This is a genomic window from Sporosarcina sp. PTS2304 (assembly GCF_003351785.1).
Classification (GTDB): domain Bacteria; phylum Bacillota; class Bacilli; order Bacillales_A; family Planococcaceae; genus Sporosarcina.
This window is the reverse complement of record NZ_CP031230.1, coordinates 1,379,597-1,395,609: the sequence shown is the minus strand read 5'-3', so window position 1 is coordinate 1,395,609 and position 16,013 is coordinate 1,379,597. Positions and strand designations below refer to the sequence as shown.

Genomic DNA, 16,013 nt, shown 5'->3' with positions numbered 1-16,013 from the left:
CTTCTTGTACCGTCTGAAGCGACCCGAGAGTCTGGCGCTTGTAGCTAGTCGAATCAAAAGCGGAAAGCGCCGTTAAGACTCGACAGGCGCTTGTCAGTGATAAAAAAGGAGTGGACCGAATTTTGACGAAAAAGAAAATTGTTTTACTCGATGGAAATAGTTTAGCTTATAGAGCGTTTTTTGCCTTGCCTTTGTTAACGAATGATAAAGGGATTCATACAAATGCGGTATATGGATTTACTATGATGCTGGAAAATATTTTGGCTAATGAAAAACCGACACATGTGCTCGTTGCTTGGGATGCAGGTAAAACTACATTCCGCCACAGTACATTCAAAGAGTATAAAGGAGGTCGTCAAAAGACACCGCCTGAACTTTCAGAGCAGTTTCCTTATATACGAAAGCTGGTGGACGTATTCGGTATTACGCAGTATGAACTGGATCAATACGAAGCTGATGATATCATCGGTACGCTAAGTAAAGAGTCCGCTTCAGAAGATGCACAAGTAATTGTTATTTCTGGAGATAAAGATTTGACACAGCTGGCGAACGCCCAAACTACAGTATGTATTACGAGGAAAGGCATTACTGATCTTGAGATCTATACTCCTGAACATATCGCAGAAAAGTATGGGATTACTCCTTTGCAAATAATTGATATGAAAGGATTAATGGGTGATGCATCTGATAATATACCAGGCGTCCCAGGTATAGGAGAGAAGACAGCACTGAAGTTACTAAAAGAATATGGGTCTGTAGAGAATGTATATAAGTCAATCGACCAGATTACTGCTAAAAAGATGAAAGAAAATTTAGTGACAAATAAAGAGCAGGCATTTATGAGTAAGGAATTAGCTACAATTGAAGTACAAGCACCGATCGAGGTTTCATTTAATGATTTAGAGTATGCAGGGAAAAATGATGAGGAAGTGATTCAATTATATAAAGAGCTACAGTTTAATTCACTGTTGGAGAAATTAGATGTACCTGTAGAAGGGCAGCCTCTTGAAGAGGTTGAAGTCCATGTGCTGAACGAAATAACAGCAGATATACTTACTGACACGATGTCTATTCACGTGGAAATTGACGGCGATAATTATTTATCTGCTGATATTCTAGGAATCGGTCTATCAAATGACAGTCAGACGTATTTCATTCCTACTAAAACAGCGAAATCTTCTGATGTACTAAAGGAATGGCTGGCAGATCATTCTACAGTAAAGTATGCATCCGATTCAAAATCGGCTTACGCAACGATTGCAAGATTAGGGATGGAACTTAATGGAGCAGAATTTGATTTAATGCTGGCGGCTTATATAGTCAATCCTTCATTTTCTGCAGATGAAGTATCAGAAATCGCACGTTCATTTGGTTACTATGGAGTGAAGAATGACGAATCAGTTTATGGAAAAGGAGCAAAGCGGTCACTTCCTGCTTCAGAAGTATTAGCAGATCATATAGCGAGAAAAGCACATGCGGTATGGGAGCTACAACCGATCGTTTCTAAACAGTTGGAAGAAAACGAACAACAAGAATTGTTCCGTAAGTTAGAACTTCCGTTAGCTAAGATTCTAGGTAAGATGGAAGTAACAGGCGTTACAACAGACTTACAAGTTCTTCAAACGATAGGAAAACAATTGACAGAACGGTTAGGACTTATTGAAAAAGACATCTATGATATGGCGGGTGAGAAGTTTAATATTAATTCACCGAAGCAACTAGGAGTTATTCTATTTGAAAAAATCGGCTTAACGCCTATTAAAAAAACGAAAACTGGGTATTCGACTGCGGCTGATGTATTAGAGAAGCTAGAAAGTGAACATGAAATCATTCAGTATATATTATTATATCGCCAACTCGGGAAGTTAAATTCTACTTATATCGAAGGGTTATCGAAAGAAATTCATGAAGATGGCAAGATTCATACACGATTCCAGCAAGCTCTAACCCAAACAGGTCGCTTAAGCTCGATCAATCCGAATTTGCAAAATATCCCGATTCGTTTAGAAGAAGGGCGTAAAATTCGTGCGGCATTTATTCCCTCTAATACGGACTGGATTATGTTCGCTGCAGACTATTCTCAAATCGAGTTGCGTGTGCTCGCACATATTTCTCAAGATGAAAAACTAATCGAAGCTTTTAAAGAAGGCGCAGATATTCATACGAAAACAGCGATGGATGTTTTTGGCGTTGCAGAAGATGAAGTGGATAGCAATATGCGCCGTGCGGCAAAAGCCGTAAACTTCGGAATTGTTTACGGTATTAGTGATTATGGGCTATCGCAAAGTTTAAATATTACACGAAAAGAAGCAGGGGAATTCATTAATACGTATTTGGCCAGCTTCCCCGGGGTGAAGCAATATATGGATGACAGTATTATTGATGCGAAGCAAAAAGGCTACGTCACGACATTACTGAATCGTCGTCGATACTTACCTGATATAACGAGTTCAAACTTCAACTTGCGAGGTTTCGCAGAACGAACGGCTATGAATACACCAATTCAAGGGACGGCTGCAGATATCATTAAACAAGCGATGATTGATATGGATGCACGGCTCATGAAAGAAAATTTGCAAGCCCGTATGTTATTGCAAGTGCATGATGAACTGATTTTCGAAGCGCCTATTGAAGAATTGGAAAAGTTAAAAGAAATCGTGCCGGAAGTCATGGAACAAACAATTCAACTAGATGTGCCGTTGAAAGTGGATTGGAATTATGGCAAGTCTTGGTACGAAACAAAGTGAGTGATGAGAGATGCCTGAATTACCTGAAGTAGAAGGAGTGGTACGAGATCTCGCACCATTGGTCGAAGGACGGACGATTAAGCGACTCTCTGTATCGGATACTGTTGTAACTTCTAAATTAGCAGGAAAAGAAACGATTATTAAAGGAAAGACCGTAAATGCTTTTCTTGAAGAATTAGAAAAAATGGTTATTTCTAAAATCGTACGTAGAAGTAAATATATTTATTTCCATTTGCAAAAAGGAGATCAGCCACATTTGCTCGTCAGTCATTTAGGGATGACGGGCGCGTGGTTTGTCGTGGATTCGCCGGATGAAATAACTGAAGAGAAGTTTCGTAAGCATGCACATATATTTTTAGAGATGGAGGACGGGGGCTTACTCATTTATTCGGACATTCGTAGATTCGGTGAAATGCGTCTGTTACAAGCAGAAGAAGATTTCCCGCCTTTACTGGAAATGGCGCCAGAACCGTTCTCGGAAGAAGCGCTGCCTCACTTTCTTGAAATGGCTGAATCGGAAAAGTATAAAAGAAAAGCGATCAAAGAAGTTATTATGGATGGCAAAGTCATTTCAGGTTGCGGTAATATCTATGCAACAGAAGCATTATTCCATATGAAGATTCTTCCCGCACGTGCTGCCTACAGAATTAGTAGAAAGCGAAAAATCCTGCTTTTCCAAGAGATAGTGCGAGTATTGCAGGAAAGTATTGACGCAGGCGGAAGTACAATTTCAGATTACCGTTCTGTTAACGGAAATGCAGGCACGATGCAACATCATTTGCATATGTATGGTAAAAAACTATGTACATCTTGTAATAAACCAACGAAAAGCAAACAAATAGCCGGTAGAACATCTGTCTATTGTCCTGCCTGCCAAAAATAAGAGGTGGAGAAAATGATTATTGGATTAACTGGTAGTATTGCCAGTGGGAAAAGCACAGTAGCCCATATGTTACGTGAGAAAGGATATCCGATTGTAGATGCAGATATCATTGCACGCCAAGTAGTCGAACCGGGCAACCCATTACTTGATGAGATTGAAAAGATATTCGGTTCTTCTGTAATCAGAGAAGACGGCACACTACATCGAGAAAATTTAGGAATTATTATTTTTAACGATGAACAAAAGCGTAAGCAACTCAATGAGCTGATGCATCCAGCTATAAGAAATCAGATGGTTCATCGTAAGGAGCAATATATAAAACAAGGATATGAAACAATCATTATGGACATCCCTTTACTTTTCGAAAGTAAATTGCAGGATTACGTTGAAAAGATTCTGGTTGTTTCGGTTACGCAAGAAGTTCAAAAGCGGCGATTGATTGCGCGAAATCAATTGACCGATCAAGAAGCAGAGGCGAGAATTGCTTCTCAATTGGATTTAAGCATAAAAGAACATGGCGCTGACGCTGTGATTCACAATAATGGAACGATAAAAGAAACAGAAAGACAGTTAGTAACTATACTTGAAAAGTGGCAAGCAGTTCCTCGTTAATCTTCATTTTATCCGATAGATATCGACAGTTATAGCAAAGTTATGTCGTCAGAATCATTTAAATACAAAATAATTATCTAATAGTGTTGGCTTAATCGTAAAATGTGTTATACTAATGAACGATTAAACATAATAAGTATAACATACATGCAGGAGGATCCCTTTCATGACTACTACAATTGCGATTAACGGACTTGGCCGTATTGGACGGATGGTATTCCGCCAGATTATTAAAGAAGACGATGTTAATTTAGTTGCGGTGAACGCGACATATCCAGCTGAAACAATTGCGCATCTACTAAAATACGATTCAACACATGGTGTATTCGATGGTGACATCCAAACAGAAGAAGATGCGATTATTGTAGACGGTAAACGTGTTCAACTAATTACACAACGTGATCCCTCTAAGTTGCCATGGAAAGAACTTGGCGTAGATATTGTGATTGAATCCACAGGCGTATTCAATTCACGTGAAAAAGCAGCACTTCACTTAGAATCAGGAGCAAAGAAAGTGATCTTGACAGCTCCGGGTAAAAATGAAGATGTTACAGTCGTGTTAGGTGTCAATGACGATAAATTAGACATTGATAAACATAGTGTCATTTCAAATGCTAGCTGTACGACAAACTGCTTAGCACCAGTGGCAAAAGTATTGAATGATGAGTTCGGTATTGTAAACGGCTTGATGACAACTGTTCATGCATACACAAATGATCAGAAAAATTTGGACAATCCACACAAAGATTTGCGTCGTGCACGTTCTTGCGGTGAATCGATTATTCCAACATCAACAGGTGCTGCAAAAGCTTTATCACTAGTCCTTCCTGAACTTGAAGGCAAGATTCATGGTTTAGCGTTACGTATTCCAACACCAAACGTTTCTTTAGTTGATTTAGTAGTGGACGTAGAAAGAGATGTTACTGTAGAAGAAGTAAATAATGCGTTTAAAAATGCAGCAAACGGTTCTTTAAAAGGGATTGTTCGTTTTACGACAGAGCCACTTGTTTCAATTGATTTCAATACTACAACAGAATCTGCGACTGTAGACGGGCTTTCTACAATTGTAATGGGTAATCGTAAAGTTAAAGTACTTGCTTGGTATGATAACGAATGGGGTTATTCAGCTCGTGTTGTGGAATTAGCTAAAAAAGTAGCGGCAGCATTAAAGAATAAAGTAACATCATAAGTTGGCAAAACACTTCACTTTAATTAGTGAAGTGTTTTTTGATTGTCGTAATGTTGTTGTATAGTTAGTTTCTGTTATAATGAAAGGTACCAATGAAATGTGGAGGAACCAACTATGTTATGTCCAGCTTGTCACTACAACGGAACACGTGTAATTGATTCGCGTCCAGCGGAAGAAAACCGTTCAATCCGAAGAAGACGCGAATGTGAAAAATGTAGCTATCGCTTCACAACGTTTGAAAAAGTCGAACATTCTCCGTTGATCGTCGTTAAGAAAGATACGACACGCGAAGAGTTTAGCAGTGAAAAGTTACTTCGTGGCTTAATTCGCGCTTGCGAAAAGCGGGCAGTGCCTATCGAAAAATTAAAAGATATCGTTGTTTCCATTGAAAAAGAATTGAGAAGTTCTGGGGTTGTCGAAATCGATTCTAATCAAGTAGGTGAAATGGTAATGGAAAGACTGGTCGACGTGGATGAAGTAGCATACGTCCGTTTCGCGTCCGTCTATCGTCATTATAAAGATATCACCGTGTTTATTGATGAACTCCAACAATTACAAAATAGAAAAGATCAACAAGAGTAAGGCGTTTTGCCAGAAGGGAAGACGTTAATCATGCTATATACAGAACTCCAGCCGGTCGATTCCTTTCAAGTGAGGTTAACGCATCCTTTTTCATCGTACGATCGGCAAATGATTACATTATTTTATCAGCCGTTAATCGGTTCAGAAGCTGTCAGTTTATTTTTGACACTTTGGACGGACGCTGAAAATACGGAACCACAAGAGCATTCTCATTATTACCTAATGAATATTTTATCATTCGCTCTGCAACCGATTTTTCAAGCGAGAATAACACTGGAGGCAATTGGTTTATTACGCACATACAAAAAGAAAGAAACGGGAGAGAAGCGAGTATTTGTCTATGAACTGCTTCCTCCTTTAGATGCGCCTTCTTTTTTTAATGACCCATTACTGTCTACGTTTTTATTTAGTAAAATAGGCGAACAACCATATCGCCAACTGCGCAATCGTTTTTTAGTCGAAGAACTTCGAAAAGAAGAGTACCAAGACGTTTCTCGCACCTTTTTGGACGTGTTTCAACCAGCAAGGGGAGATCAGGCGATGGAACTTACGTCTGGTAAAGAATATCGAGGCAAAGCGAAAGCACCAGGCGTCTCATTCGATTTAAATGAATTTAATTTTGATTTATTTTATAGCGGACTATCTGAACAGATGATTCCTAAATCTTCTGTTCGTAAGATTTCCCAGGAAATGATTGCTCAACTTGCATTTCTGTATACGCTATCTCCTCTTGATATGCAGAAAGTGATGATGATCGCGATAGATGAAAATCTTCAAGTAACTGAAGAAAGTGTACGTAAAGCGGCATTAGAATTTTATAAGATGAATCGTTCGCCGCAACCACCCAAATTACAACCGGTTTTCAACATATCTGTTGAGCAAGAAGCACCAAAAGAACATATGAGCCGGGATGAAGAATTGATTTATTACTTAGAGAATACGGCACCGAAAGATATGTTGCGGAAAGTTAGTGGTAAAGAACCGTTTGCGGTAGATATTCAACTTGCTGAACGTCTCATAACGCTTCATGAATTCCCTGTCGGTGTGGTCAATGTGCTTTTGCAATACGTTATGTTACGTAACGATGGAAAAATCACGAATAGTTTCGCGGAACGAATAGCGTCACACTGGGCCAACAAAAAAGTAGCGGATGCAAAAACTGCTTTAAAATTATCTCGTGATGAACATGATCAGTATATGAAGTGGTTGAAAGAAGGTAAACAATCTGCACCCAAAAAACGCAAGTCAACGCGAGAAGAGAAAGTACCTGAATGGTTTGATAAACGTAAAGAAAAAAAGGTGAAACAAGAGACTTCTAATGATTTCAATATCGAAGAAGAACGTCAAAAATTATTGAAAGAATTAGGAATTCGCGAAAATGAGGTGAAATAAGATGGAACGACTTGGTGATGCGATGAAACGAGTAGTTAATGCTCCTTCGTTAGCAAAAAAGTATGAGGAACTACGAAAAGAAATAGTTGAAGATCCCGCGATCCAGCATTTTATCAGCGATCACTCTGATGAAGTCAATACAGAAATTGTGAATCGAAGCCTTGGTAAGTTGTATGAGTTTAAAACTGCCTCACATGCGTGTGATCGCTGTCCGAATCTAGAAGGTTGCATTAATGTCATGAAAGGTTTTGAACCTAAATTAGTCATTGCTCAGCGTCTAATTGATTTAGATTACGTAGTCTGTCCAACGAAGCAACTGCAGGATGAGCGGCGAAATATATCAAAGATGGTTAATAGTATGTATATGCCTAGAGAAGTAATGGAAGCGCGATTATCAAATGTCGACTTTTTATCTGAAGATAGTCGCGTCATCGTTATGAGAGCAGCTAAAGACTTCCTGAATCAAATCGACTCTACAGGAAAAGTACCTGAACGGGGTCTATATTTATATGGAGATTTCGGTATCGGGAAATCATTTATCTTAGGTGCACTAGCTAATGAACTCGCTACTAGACAAGTACGAACGGTCGTTGTCTACGTTCCTGAATTTTTGCGCGAGATGAAACAATCTATCCAAAATCAGACACTCGACGAAAAAATAGAATTTGTCAAAAAGGCACCTGTCCTTATGCTGGATGATATAGGTGCTGAAACGATGTCAACTTGGACAAGAGATGAAGTGCTGGGAACGATTCTGCAATATCGCATGGCCGAAAAGTTGCCTGTTTTCTTTACTTCTAACTTTAACTATAATGAGTTAGAACATCATTTAACTACTAGTCAGCGAGGAGAAAACGAACCGATTAAAGCGGCTAGAGTAATGGAAAGAATTCGTATGGTAAGTCAGCCTTTCAAATTAGGTGGACAAAACTGGCGTGATTAATCTCATAGAGAATCTAGTATTTCTAGATTTATAAATTACTATGAAATGCACAGGTCTGTTGATTAACTATCTTATGTATAATTCTCTCATTCATTTATTCAAAAGCGATTTTGACTATGGCAATTCGATAGATTGACGTAGACCTAGATTTTCTTGCGGCTTGCGTTTCTAGAAAATACGCTTTCTAGAGGGATAGCGTCCGGCTCTGCAGGGAGAATCCTAAACAATACACTACCTCTACAACTACTTGTTAAAAGCACCTCATTTTCAAATGATAATTCCTTTTTCGGAATAATCAACAGGCTTGAAATGCAAATAAAACAGGATGTAACCAAAAGAATTAATAAAATAAACTTGCAATTCCGCTAAAAATTTTCTATACTATTATTCAGTTCAAAATAAATAATTTATCTACATGCATTGAAGAGGACAACAATTTATTTTAAACCTTTCAGAGAGTGAGGGCACGGCTGAAACCCTTGCAGGCATAAATAAATTTACCACCTCCAAGCAGCATCAGTGAACTAGTGTAGCTGATGACGGTAGCGGCCCGTTAGCCGATCGAAAGCTTCGTCTATCCGAAAGGGCAGAAGGAAGAAGGGTGGAACCACGAGCTCAAGTCTCGTCCCTTTAGGGATGAGGCTTTTTTGTGTCCAAAAATAGAAAGGGAGTCATACAAATGGCAAAAAATATTCATGTAACATTTCCAGATGGAGCAGTAAAAGAATTCGTAGACGGCACAACAACAGAGGAAATTGCGGGTTCTATTAGTCCCGGACTACGCAAGAGCGCTTTAGCTGGAAAAATAGGAGATCATCTAATTGATTTGAAAACACCGATACACGAAGATGGAGAAATTAGTATTGTGACACCTACTTCAGACGAAGCGTTAGAAATTCTTCGCCATAGTACGGCTCACCTTTTGGCACAAGCGGTTAAACGTAAATTTCCGGATGCAAAACTTGGAATTGGGCCAACTATTGAAAATGGTTTCTATTATGACATTGATTCTCCAACTCCGATAACAGCAGAAGATCTACCAGAATTAGAAAAAGAAATGAGACGTATTATCGGTGAAAACATACCGGTTGTCCGCCATGATGTATCAAGAGAAGAAGCACAAAAACGTTTTGAGGAAATTGATGACGAGTACAAATTAGAACTACTGGAAGCTATTCCAGAAGGTGAACAAGTCTCAATCTACGAACAAGGGGAATTTTTTGACCTTTGCCGTGGAATTCACGTGCCGTCCACAGGTAAATTAAAAGAGTTTAAATTGCTTAGTATTGCAGGTGCATACTGGAGAGGGAATTCTGATAATAAGATGCTTCAACGTATTTACGGCACAGCTTTCTTCAAAAAAGATGAACTAAAAGAACATTTACGTCTTCTTGAAGAAGCTAAAGAACGTGATCATCGTAAAATCGGTAAAGAGCTGAATTTATTTGCAAACTCGCAAAAAGTTGGTCAGGGTTTACCGCTTTGGTTACCAAAAGGTGCTACGATCCGTCGGGTAATCGAACGTTATATTGTAGACAAAGAAGAGAAACTAGGCTATCAGCATGTTTATACACCGGTACTCGGAAGTGTTGAATTGTATAAGACATCTGGACATTGGGATCACTATCAAGATGGAATGTTCCCGGCGATGAGTATGGACAATGAAGACTTAGTGTTGCGTCCGATGAACTGTCCGCATCACATGATGATTTATAAGAATGGTATTCATTCCTATCGTAATCTGCCACTTCGCTTAGCAGAACTTGGAATGATGCACCGTTATGAAATGTCAGGAGCACTTTCAGGATTGCAACGTGTACGTGGTATGACATTAAATGATGCGCATATTTTCGTGCGTCCTGATCAAATCAAAGATGAGTTAAAACGAGTCATCATGTTGATTATTGAAGTATATAAAGACTTCAATATTAAAGATTATTCATTCCGTCTATCTTATCGCGATCCAAAAGATACGAAAAAATACTTCGATGATGATGAAATGTGGGAACGTGCACAGTCGATGTTAAAAGAAGCGATGGATGAGTTGGAGCTTCCATATACAGAAGAAGAAGGGGAAGCAGCGTTCTACGGACCAAAACTGGATGTGCAAGTAAAAACAGCTATCGGTATGGAAGAAACACTATCCACTGCACAACTGGATTTCTTGTTGCCAGAGCGTTTTGATCTTACGTATGTCGGTGAAGATGGTAAGCAACATCGCCCTGTCGTTATTCACCGTGGTGTCGTTTCTACGATGGAGCGCTTTGTTGCCTTCTTGATTGAAGAGTATAAAGGTGCATTCCCTACATGGTTAGCGCCAATTCAAGTAGAGGTTATCCCGGTGTCACCAGATGTGCATTTTGATTATGCTGAAGGCGTGAAAGAGAAGTTAATACACGCTGGTTTCCGAGTGGATGTGGATAGCCGTGATGAAAAGATTGGCTATAAGATTCGTGAAGCACAAGTTCAAAAAGTTCCTTATATGTTGGTGCTTGGCGATCGCGAGCTGGAGTCTGGCGAGGTTAATGTGCGTAAGTATGGGGAACAAAAGTCTGAGAGTATGTCGTTTGACGCGTTTTTAGAGATGATTCAAGAAGATGTGAAGAAGTAATTATTTAAAGAATATAGTAGCAGCACTTGCAAAGAATTGTCGCAAGTGCTGTTGCTATGTAATTAAAAGATACAAATTTAAAAATAGATTTGCAAAATTACGTAAGATACGATATACTAACAAAGTTGAAATAATTTAAATGTTACACAGTGCATCCGACAACTAGATTAATCCAAGTTGTTGACACTCACTTCTAAGTATGGTAAAGTAAATAAGGTTAAATGAATACAGTTTGTGGTATAAGAAGAGGCTACCCGCTTCTCACCTGATCGACGCAATGAAGTTGTTGACAGGTTGGCACATAAGTGAATTGTTATGCATACGTTGCATAGATTACTTACGCGGGTAGACAAATATCATTTGTCTACTTTTTTTATTTCGTAAAATGGATGGACCTATGGGACCCTAAAGTCGAATTTTTCGATATACCCAAAACGTGTATTCACGAGACAATATTCGGAGGTGGATTACTATTAGCAAAGACATGTACGTAAATGACGGTATCCGAGCACGTGAGTTACGCTTAATTGACCACAATGGTGAACAACTCGGTATCAAAACACGTAATGAAGCTTTAGAAATTGCTGCTCGAGTGAACCTGGACCTTGTTCTTGTTGCTCCACAAGCGAAGCCCCCAGTAGCTCGTGTTATGGACTATGGAAAGTTCAAGTTCGAACAGCAAAAGAAAGAGCGTGAAGTTCGTAAAAATCAAAAAATCATCAATATGAAAGAAGTTCGACTCAGTCCGACAATTGATGAACACGATTTCCAAACGAAACTTCGTAACGGAGTGAAATTCCTGGAAAACGGCGATAAAGTAAAAGCTTCAATACGTTTCCGTGGACGTGCGATTACGCACAAAGAAATCGGTCAACGAGTTCTTGATCGTTTTGCAGAAGCTTGCAAAGAAGTAGCAACTGTTGAAGTTAAACCAAAAATGGAAGGTCGGAGCATGTTCTTAATACTTGCACCGCTTGCCGAAAAACAGTAACACGAACAATTTAGGAGGAACAGAACATGCCAAAAATGAAAACTCACCGCGGTTCCGCGAAACGTTTCAAAAGAACTGGAACTGGTAAACTAAAGCGTGGCCGTGCTTATACAAGTCACCTTTTTGCAAACAAATCTACGAAGGCTAAGCGTCACTTACGTAAGTCTTCACTAGTTTCTTCAGGCGATTACAAGCGTATTCGCGAAATGCTAACAAACATGAAATAAGATCGGTAGAATCTTTCGGTCAACGAAATCTATCAACACACACTTATAGGATAAGCAGGAGGTAATGCACTATGCCACGCGTAAAAGGTGGAACAGTCACGCGCAAGCGTCATAAAAGAGTATTAAAATTAGCTAAAGGCTACTTCGGTTCAAAACATAGACTTTATAAGGTTGCTAACCAACAGGTTATGAAATCTTTCAACTATGCATACCGTGATCGTCGTCAAAAGAAACGTGATTTCCGTAAATTATGGATCACTCGTATCAATGCGGCTGCACGTATTAACGGTCTTTCGTACAGCACATTAATGCACGGCTTGAAAGTAGCTGGCATCGATGTTAACCGTAAAATGCTTGCAGATCTTGCTGTGACAGATGCACAAGCATTTGCACAACTTGCAGAAACTGCAAAAAAGTCGATTGCAAAATAAGATGAACTAAAATCCACTGTCGTTTTCATTCTTATATGGAAACGACAGTGTTTTTTTGTGTAAAGGAGTAGCTGGTGTGGCGCAAACTCTTTCAATTTATATGGCTATTTTATCAATATGGGCGTTTGTTGCTATGGGATTTGACAAAAAACAAGCGCAGAAGAAAAAACAGCGGGTACCAGAGCGGAATTTATGGTTGTTGGCTATACTAGGTGGTGGAGTAGGAGCTTACCTTGCCATGCAAGTATTTCGCCATAAAACGAGAAAAACCCACTTTCGAATAGGATTTTTATTGTTGGCAATGCTCGATATGTTGCTGTTGCTTTATACTTTCGGTGTACAGATGCCAGTATCAACTATATTCTAATAAACAAGAGCTTGTCAGCTAATTTATGTTCGTTCATGAAAGTAGACGATTGGATGGAGTGAAACGGATTTAGAGAGTCTTGCGGCTTGCGCTTCCAGACGATACGCTTTCCTGTGGGGACGCCGCGGCGGCCCTCGCAAAAGAGCGCTGCGGATAATGCCGCGTGCCCACAGGAAAGCGTCCGGTTTCTCTCAGGAGAATCCTAACGCTATTTTACGTAACCGAGCAGGCAGAGTCACTATCTATTCATTTTATATTTAATATTCTCAAAAGAAAGAGCCATCACAGAAAATCAGATATCTCTGACTTTCCTGACAGCTCCTTCAATTATCTAATGGCGTACCTTTCATTAATTGCTCAATCGGATTCTTCCAATTGATCACTGCAAAAGGATAGTAGGATTTTACTTCTTCTTCTAAGAAGTGGAAGTCTTCCTTTGTCATCCCTTGGAGTTTTGCTTCATTTTTCACCCAAATAAAAATAGAGACGACATCGAAAGAGTCCGGTGTAGTTCCTAAATATTTTTCACCTTCAAACATAGCACCTTTATACGTAATGAAGAAGTTTTTACGAATATTTTTCACGTCATCATAAAAATAATACTGCTCTTTTTCATACGCTTCATCAAGTTTACGCTTGGCATCTGTCAAATAGCGTATTCCAGCATAAAATAAATAAATAACTAGTGCTATAATGAATACACGAATTAATAAAACCATGAAATCAACTCCTGAATACTATATAGTACTACCTATACGTATGAATGGGAAAGAAGGTTTCACTTTTAAAGTAATTTTTAAGGAGGACAATCACATGAAGTTAGAGAAACTATTTGCAATGCAAAAAGCACTGGACGCATACATACAAGAAAACCATCAATCTACTAATACATTTAATGAAAGAGGTTTAGCATTGTTAGTAGAATTAGCTGAACTGGCAAATGAAACGAGATGTTTCAAGTTCTGGAGTACGAAAGGTGCTTCGGCAAAAGATGTAATTTTGGAAGAGTATGTAGACTCTATTCACTTTTTACTATCACTCGGTATCGAACAAGGCTATGATAGCTTAGAGAATTGGCCGACAAGCAATCATTCTAAAACAGACCTAACGCAGTTATTTGTTGAGACTGGACGTTCGATCTATGTGTTTTTAGATGAACTGACGTTTGAAAATTATAAAAGCATTTGGCAACATTATGGCGCTCTTGCCAATACATTAGGGTTTACGGAAGAACAGATTATTCAGGCATATATCGACAAAAATGAAGAAAATTATGCACGTCAACAAAACGGTTATTAATTGGAAAAAAGCTTTATACGAGCTACAGATTACTTCATATAATAATTAATTGACAAAAGAACCATTTTGATAATAATATAAAGAGAATGAAAGATGTTTTAGGGGGTATTTCATTGAACGAATGGAGTAAAGATGATTTTGGATTGCGACTGAAAGCGCTAAGGGAACGTCGTGGTCTTTCCATGATGGCATTTGGTGCAGCTATCGGAACTTCGGCTAGTCGTATAAAAGACTGGGAGCGCGGAAAAAATGCTCCATCTGCAGCGTGGATCGCAAAAATTTCAGAACGCTTTTCTGTTTCTACAGATGAATTAATTATGGGTGAAGTAACATTCACACCTTATATAAAAGCAACGGGCAATACAGTGGAGTCACTTTATGATCGTCTTCGTGAAACGATGAATGTGGAGAGTAGACAACCATCGGAAGAAGTAGATGAATTATATAGAGAAATTGATGCATTTAATAAAGAGCATTATCGCAGTGGTAAAGGGCGACGATTGGCTGAGAAAGAACTAATGGAATTAGTTATTAGATTGCCTAAAAAAGATGTACTTGAACTAGTGGAGTTGGCAAAATATAAAAGACGTAACCTCTAACACAATGACGCTACCAGTCATTGTGTTTTTTTATTACTAATCGAAATAAAGTGAACTATAGGAATATACACCAAAATACGGTATGATAGAAGCGTATAAAAACGTCAGGAGGATGAGTTGATTGAAGGCATTCGTACATGCAAATGGTGAACTGAAGTATACAGACATCCAAGAACCGGTGGCGAATAAAGGTGAAGTCATTGTATCGTTAAAAACAGCAGGTGTAAATCGACGAGATACAATGATTCCAACCCGTCGTGGAGACGTAGAAGAGTCTCTCATATTAGGTTCAGATGGTGCGGGTGTGATCGAATCGCTTGGCGAAGGTGTAACAGGCTGGAATGTGGGGGATGAGGTAATTATTAATCCCGCACTCCGTTGGTATGAAGAAAGCGATGCACCTTCAAAAACATTTGATATTCTTGGTATGCCAGACAATGGAACGTTCGCTGAAAAAATAGCAATCTCAGCAGAACAATTAGAAGAAAAGCCGAAATATCTCTCATGGAATGAAGCGGCGACTGTTGCTCTAGCTGGGCTCACTGGGTACCGCGCACTTGTTACTAAAGGTCAAATTCAGAAAGATCAAACAGTGTTTATACCGGGTGCTGGAAGTGGAGTTGCTACCTTTTTAATTCAATTTGCAAAAAAGAGTGGGGCGCGTGTTATCGTCACGTCTCGAAGTGAACTGAAGAGACAACAAGCTATTGACTTGGGAGCAGATGTTGCACTTGACACGAATAGTGACTGGCCTGCTGAATTAAAAAATGAATGTGTAGATCTTGTAATTGAAAGCGTAGGAAGAGCCACATTCAATCGCTCCCTTGAGGTATTAAAACAAGGAGGGCGTATCGTAGTCTTCGGTGCGACAACAGAAGATACAGTGGAATTAAATTTACGTGAATTCTTTTACGGTCAGTATACATTACTTGGCACGACTATGGGGAGTCGCGAAGAACTACGCGATATGCTTTCATTTATTACAGAGCATGAAATTCATCCGGTAATCGACTCTATCGTGCCTCTTGAAAAGGCAACAGAAGCATTTGCTAAATTAGGGGAAAGTGTTCAGTTTGGCAAAATTGTCTTACAAATCAGCCAATGAAATTATATAAGAAGTAGAAAGGCAGTGGGAGAAGT

16 protein-coding genes and 2 other annotated features are annotated in these 16,013 nt (G+C 39.1%); of the genes, 15 read left to right on the top strand and 1 reads right to left on the bottom strand.

The window, feature by feature from the left end; genetic code table 11:
* Window positions 1-122 precede the first annotated feature (122 nt).
* From polA to DV702_RS06545, 12 genes are all read left to right on the top strand, one after another.
* Window positions 123-2,747, top strand: a complete 2,625-nt coding sequence (gene polA / locus DV702_RS06600; protein ID WP_114924044.1) for a DNA polymerase I — start codon at window positions 123-125, stop codon at window positions 2,745-2,747.
* A gap of 10 nt (window positions 2,748-2,757) precedes the next feature.
* Window positions 2,758-3,630, top strand: coding sequence for a bifunctional DNA-formamidopyrimidine glycosylase/DNA-(apurinic or apyrimidinic site) lyase (gene mutM / locus DV702_RS06595; RefSeq protein WP_114924043.1), 873 nt, complete (start codon window positions 2,758-2,760; stop codon window positions 3,628-3,630).
* A gap of 12 nt (window positions 3,631-3,642) precedes the next feature.
* The gene (gene coaE, locus DV702_RS06590; protein ID WP_114924042.1) at window positions 3,643-4,242 is read left to right on the top strand and encodes a dephospho-CoA kinase; all 600 of its coding nucleotides are present in this window, start codon (window positions 3,643-3,645) and stop codon (window positions 4,240-4,242) included.
* A gap of 166 nt (window positions 4,243-4,408) precedes the next feature.
* On the top strand, window positions 4,409-5,431 hold the full coding sequence (locus DV702_RS06585; RefSeq protein WP_114924041.1) for a glyceraldehyde-3-phosphate dehydrogenase: 1,023 nt from the start codon (window positions 4,409-4,411) through the stop codon (window positions 5,429-5,431).
* 114 nt (window positions 5,432-5,545) lie between these two features.
* Window positions 5,546-6,013: a transcriptional regulator NrdR gene (nrdR, locus tag DV702_RS06580; RefSeq protein ID WP_114924040.1), complete on the top strand. Its 468-nt coding sequence runs from the start codon at window positions 5,546-5,548 to the stop codon at window positions 6,011-6,013.
* A gap of 6 nt (window positions 6,014-6,019) precedes the next feature.
* Entirely contained in the window at window positions 6,020-7,405 is a 1,386-nt protein-coding gene (locus DV702_RS06575) for a replication initiation and membrane attachment family protein (protein ID WP_240315693.1), read from the top strand.
* A gap of 1 nt (window position 7,406) precedes the next feature.
* Window positions 7,407-8,348 carry a primosomal protein DnaI gene (gene dnaI, locus DV702_RS06570; protein ID WP_114924039.1) on the top strand — a complete coding sequence of 314 codons (942 nt, stop codon included), beginning with the start codon at window positions 7,407-7,409 and terminating at the stop codon, window positions 8,346-8,348.
* 411 nt (window positions 8,349-8,759) lie between these two features.
* Window positions 8,760-8,981 (top strand) — a binding site (T-box leader).
* 46 nt (window positions 8,982-9,027) lie between these two features.
* Window positions 9,028-10,959 (top strand): threonine--tRNA ligase, encoded by a 1,932-nt coding sequence (thrS, locus tag DV702_RS06565; RefSeq protein ID WP_114924038.1) that lies wholly within the window; start codon window positions 9,028-9,030, stop codon window positions 10,957-10,959.
* A gap of 235 nt (window positions 10,960-11,194) precedes the next feature.
* Window positions 11,195-11,341: a sequence feature (ribosomal protein L20 leader region), on the top strand.
* A 102-nt stretch (window positions 11,342-11,443) separates the two neighbouring features.
* Entirely contained in the window at window positions 11,444-11,950 is a 507-nt protein-coding gene (gene infC / locus DV702_RS06560; protein ID WP_114924037.1) for a translation initiation factor IF-3, read from the top strand.
* 26 nt (window positions 11,951-11,976) lie between these two features.
* On the top strand, window positions 11,977-12,177 hold the full coding sequence (rpmI, locus tag DV702_RS06555) for a 50S ribosomal protein L35 (RefSeq protein ID WP_029052909.1): 201 nt from the start codon (window positions 11,977-11,979) through the stop codon (window positions 12,175-12,177).
* A gap of 71 nt (window positions 12,178-12,248) precedes the next feature.
* Window positions 12,249-12,608, top strand: a complete 360-nt coding sequence (gene rplT / locus DV702_RS06550) for a 50S ribosomal protein L20 (RefSeq protein WP_114924036.1) — start codon at window positions 12,249-12,251, stop codon at window positions 12,606-12,608.
* Between the two features lie 76 nt (window positions 12,609-12,684).
* On the top strand, window positions 12,685-12,975 hold the full coding sequence (locus DV702_RS06545) for a DUF1294 domain-containing protein (protein ID WP_240315692.1): 291 nt from the start codon (window positions 12,685-12,687) through the stop codon (window positions 12,973-12,975).
* 323 nt (window positions 12,976-13,298) lie between these two features.
* Here DV702_RS06545 and DV702_RS06540 read toward each other — a convergent pair whose 3' ends face one another.
* On the bottom strand, window positions 13,299-13,694 hold the full coding sequence (locus DV702_RS06540) for a sigma-w pathway protein ysdB (protein WP_114924035.1): 396 nt from the start codon (window positions 13,692-13,694) through the stop codon (window positions 13,299-13,301).
* Window positions 13,695-13,788: 94 nt separating this feature from the next.
* Between DV702_RS06540 and DV702_RS06535 the strand changes: the two genes are divergently transcribed.
* The 3 genes from DV702_RS06535 (at window position 13,789) to DV702_RS06525 (ending at window position 15,978) form a co-directional block, all read left to right on the top strand.
* Window positions 13,789-14,274 carry a dUTP diphosphatase gene (locus DV702_RS06535; RefSeq protein ID WP_114924034.1) on the top strand — a complete coding sequence of 162 codons (486 nt, stop codon included), beginning with the start codon at window positions 13,789-13,791 and terminating at the stop codon, window positions 14,272-14,274.
* Between the two features lie 113 nt (window positions 14,275-14,387).
* Window positions 14,388-14,873 carry a helix-turn-helix domain-containing protein gene (locus DV702_RS06530; RefSeq protein WP_162805740.1) on the top strand — a complete coding sequence of 162 codons (486 nt, stop codon included), beginning with the start codon at window positions 14,388-14,390 and terminating at the stop codon, window positions 14,871-14,873.
* A gap of 121 nt (window positions 14,874-14,994) precedes the next feature.
* On the top strand, window positions 14,995-15,978 hold the full coding sequence (locus DV702_RS06525; protein ID WP_114924032.1) for a zinc-binding dehydrogenase: 984 nt from the start codon (window positions 14,995-14,997) through the stop codon (window positions 15,976-15,978).
* Window positions 15,979-16,013: the final 35 nt, after the last annotated feature.

Bases quoted from the DNA above. Each gene is read 5' to 3' on its own strand.
- DV702_RS06535 (WP_114924034.1), top strand. From the start codon at position 13,789: ATGAAGTTAGAGAAACTATTTGCAATGCAAAAAGCACTGGACGCATAC.
- nrdR (WP_114924040.1), top strand. From the start codon at position 5,546: ATGTTATGTCCAGCTTGTCACTACAACGGAACACGTGTAATTGATTCG.
- infC (WP_114924037.1), top strand. From the start codon at position 11,444: ATGTACGTAAATGACGGTATCCGAGCACGTGAGTTACGCTTAATTGAC.
- rpmI (WP_029052909.1), top strand. From the start codon at position 11,977: ATGCCAAAAATGAAAACTCACCGCGGTTCCGCGAAACGTTTCAAAAGA.
- mutM (WP_114924043.1), top strand. From the start codon at position 2,758: ATGCCTGAATTACCTGAAGTAGAAGGAGTGGTACGAGATCTCGCACCA.
- coaE (WP_114924042.1), top strand. From the start codon at position 3,643: ATGATTATTGGATTAACTGGTAGTATTGCCAGTGGGAAAAGCACAGTA.
- dnaI (WP_114924039.1), top strand. From the start codon at position 7,407: ATGGAACGACTTGGTGATGCGATGAAACGAGTAGTTAATGCTCCTTCG.
- thrS (WP_114924038.1), top strand. From the start codon at position 9,028: ATGGCAAAAAATATTCATGTAACATTTCCAGATGGAGCAGTAAAAGAA.
- DV702_RS06585 (WP_114924041.1), top strand. From the start codon at position 4,409: ATGACTACTACAATTGCGATTAACGGACTTGGCCGTATTGGACGGATG.
- rplT (WP_114924036.1), top strand. From the start codon at position 12,249: ATGCCACGCGTAAAAGGTGGAACAGTCACGCGCAAGCGTCATAAAAGA.
- DV702_RS06540 (WP_114924035.1), bottom strand. From the start codon at position 13,694: ATGGTTTTATTAATTCGTGTATTCATTATAGCACTAGTTATTTATTTA.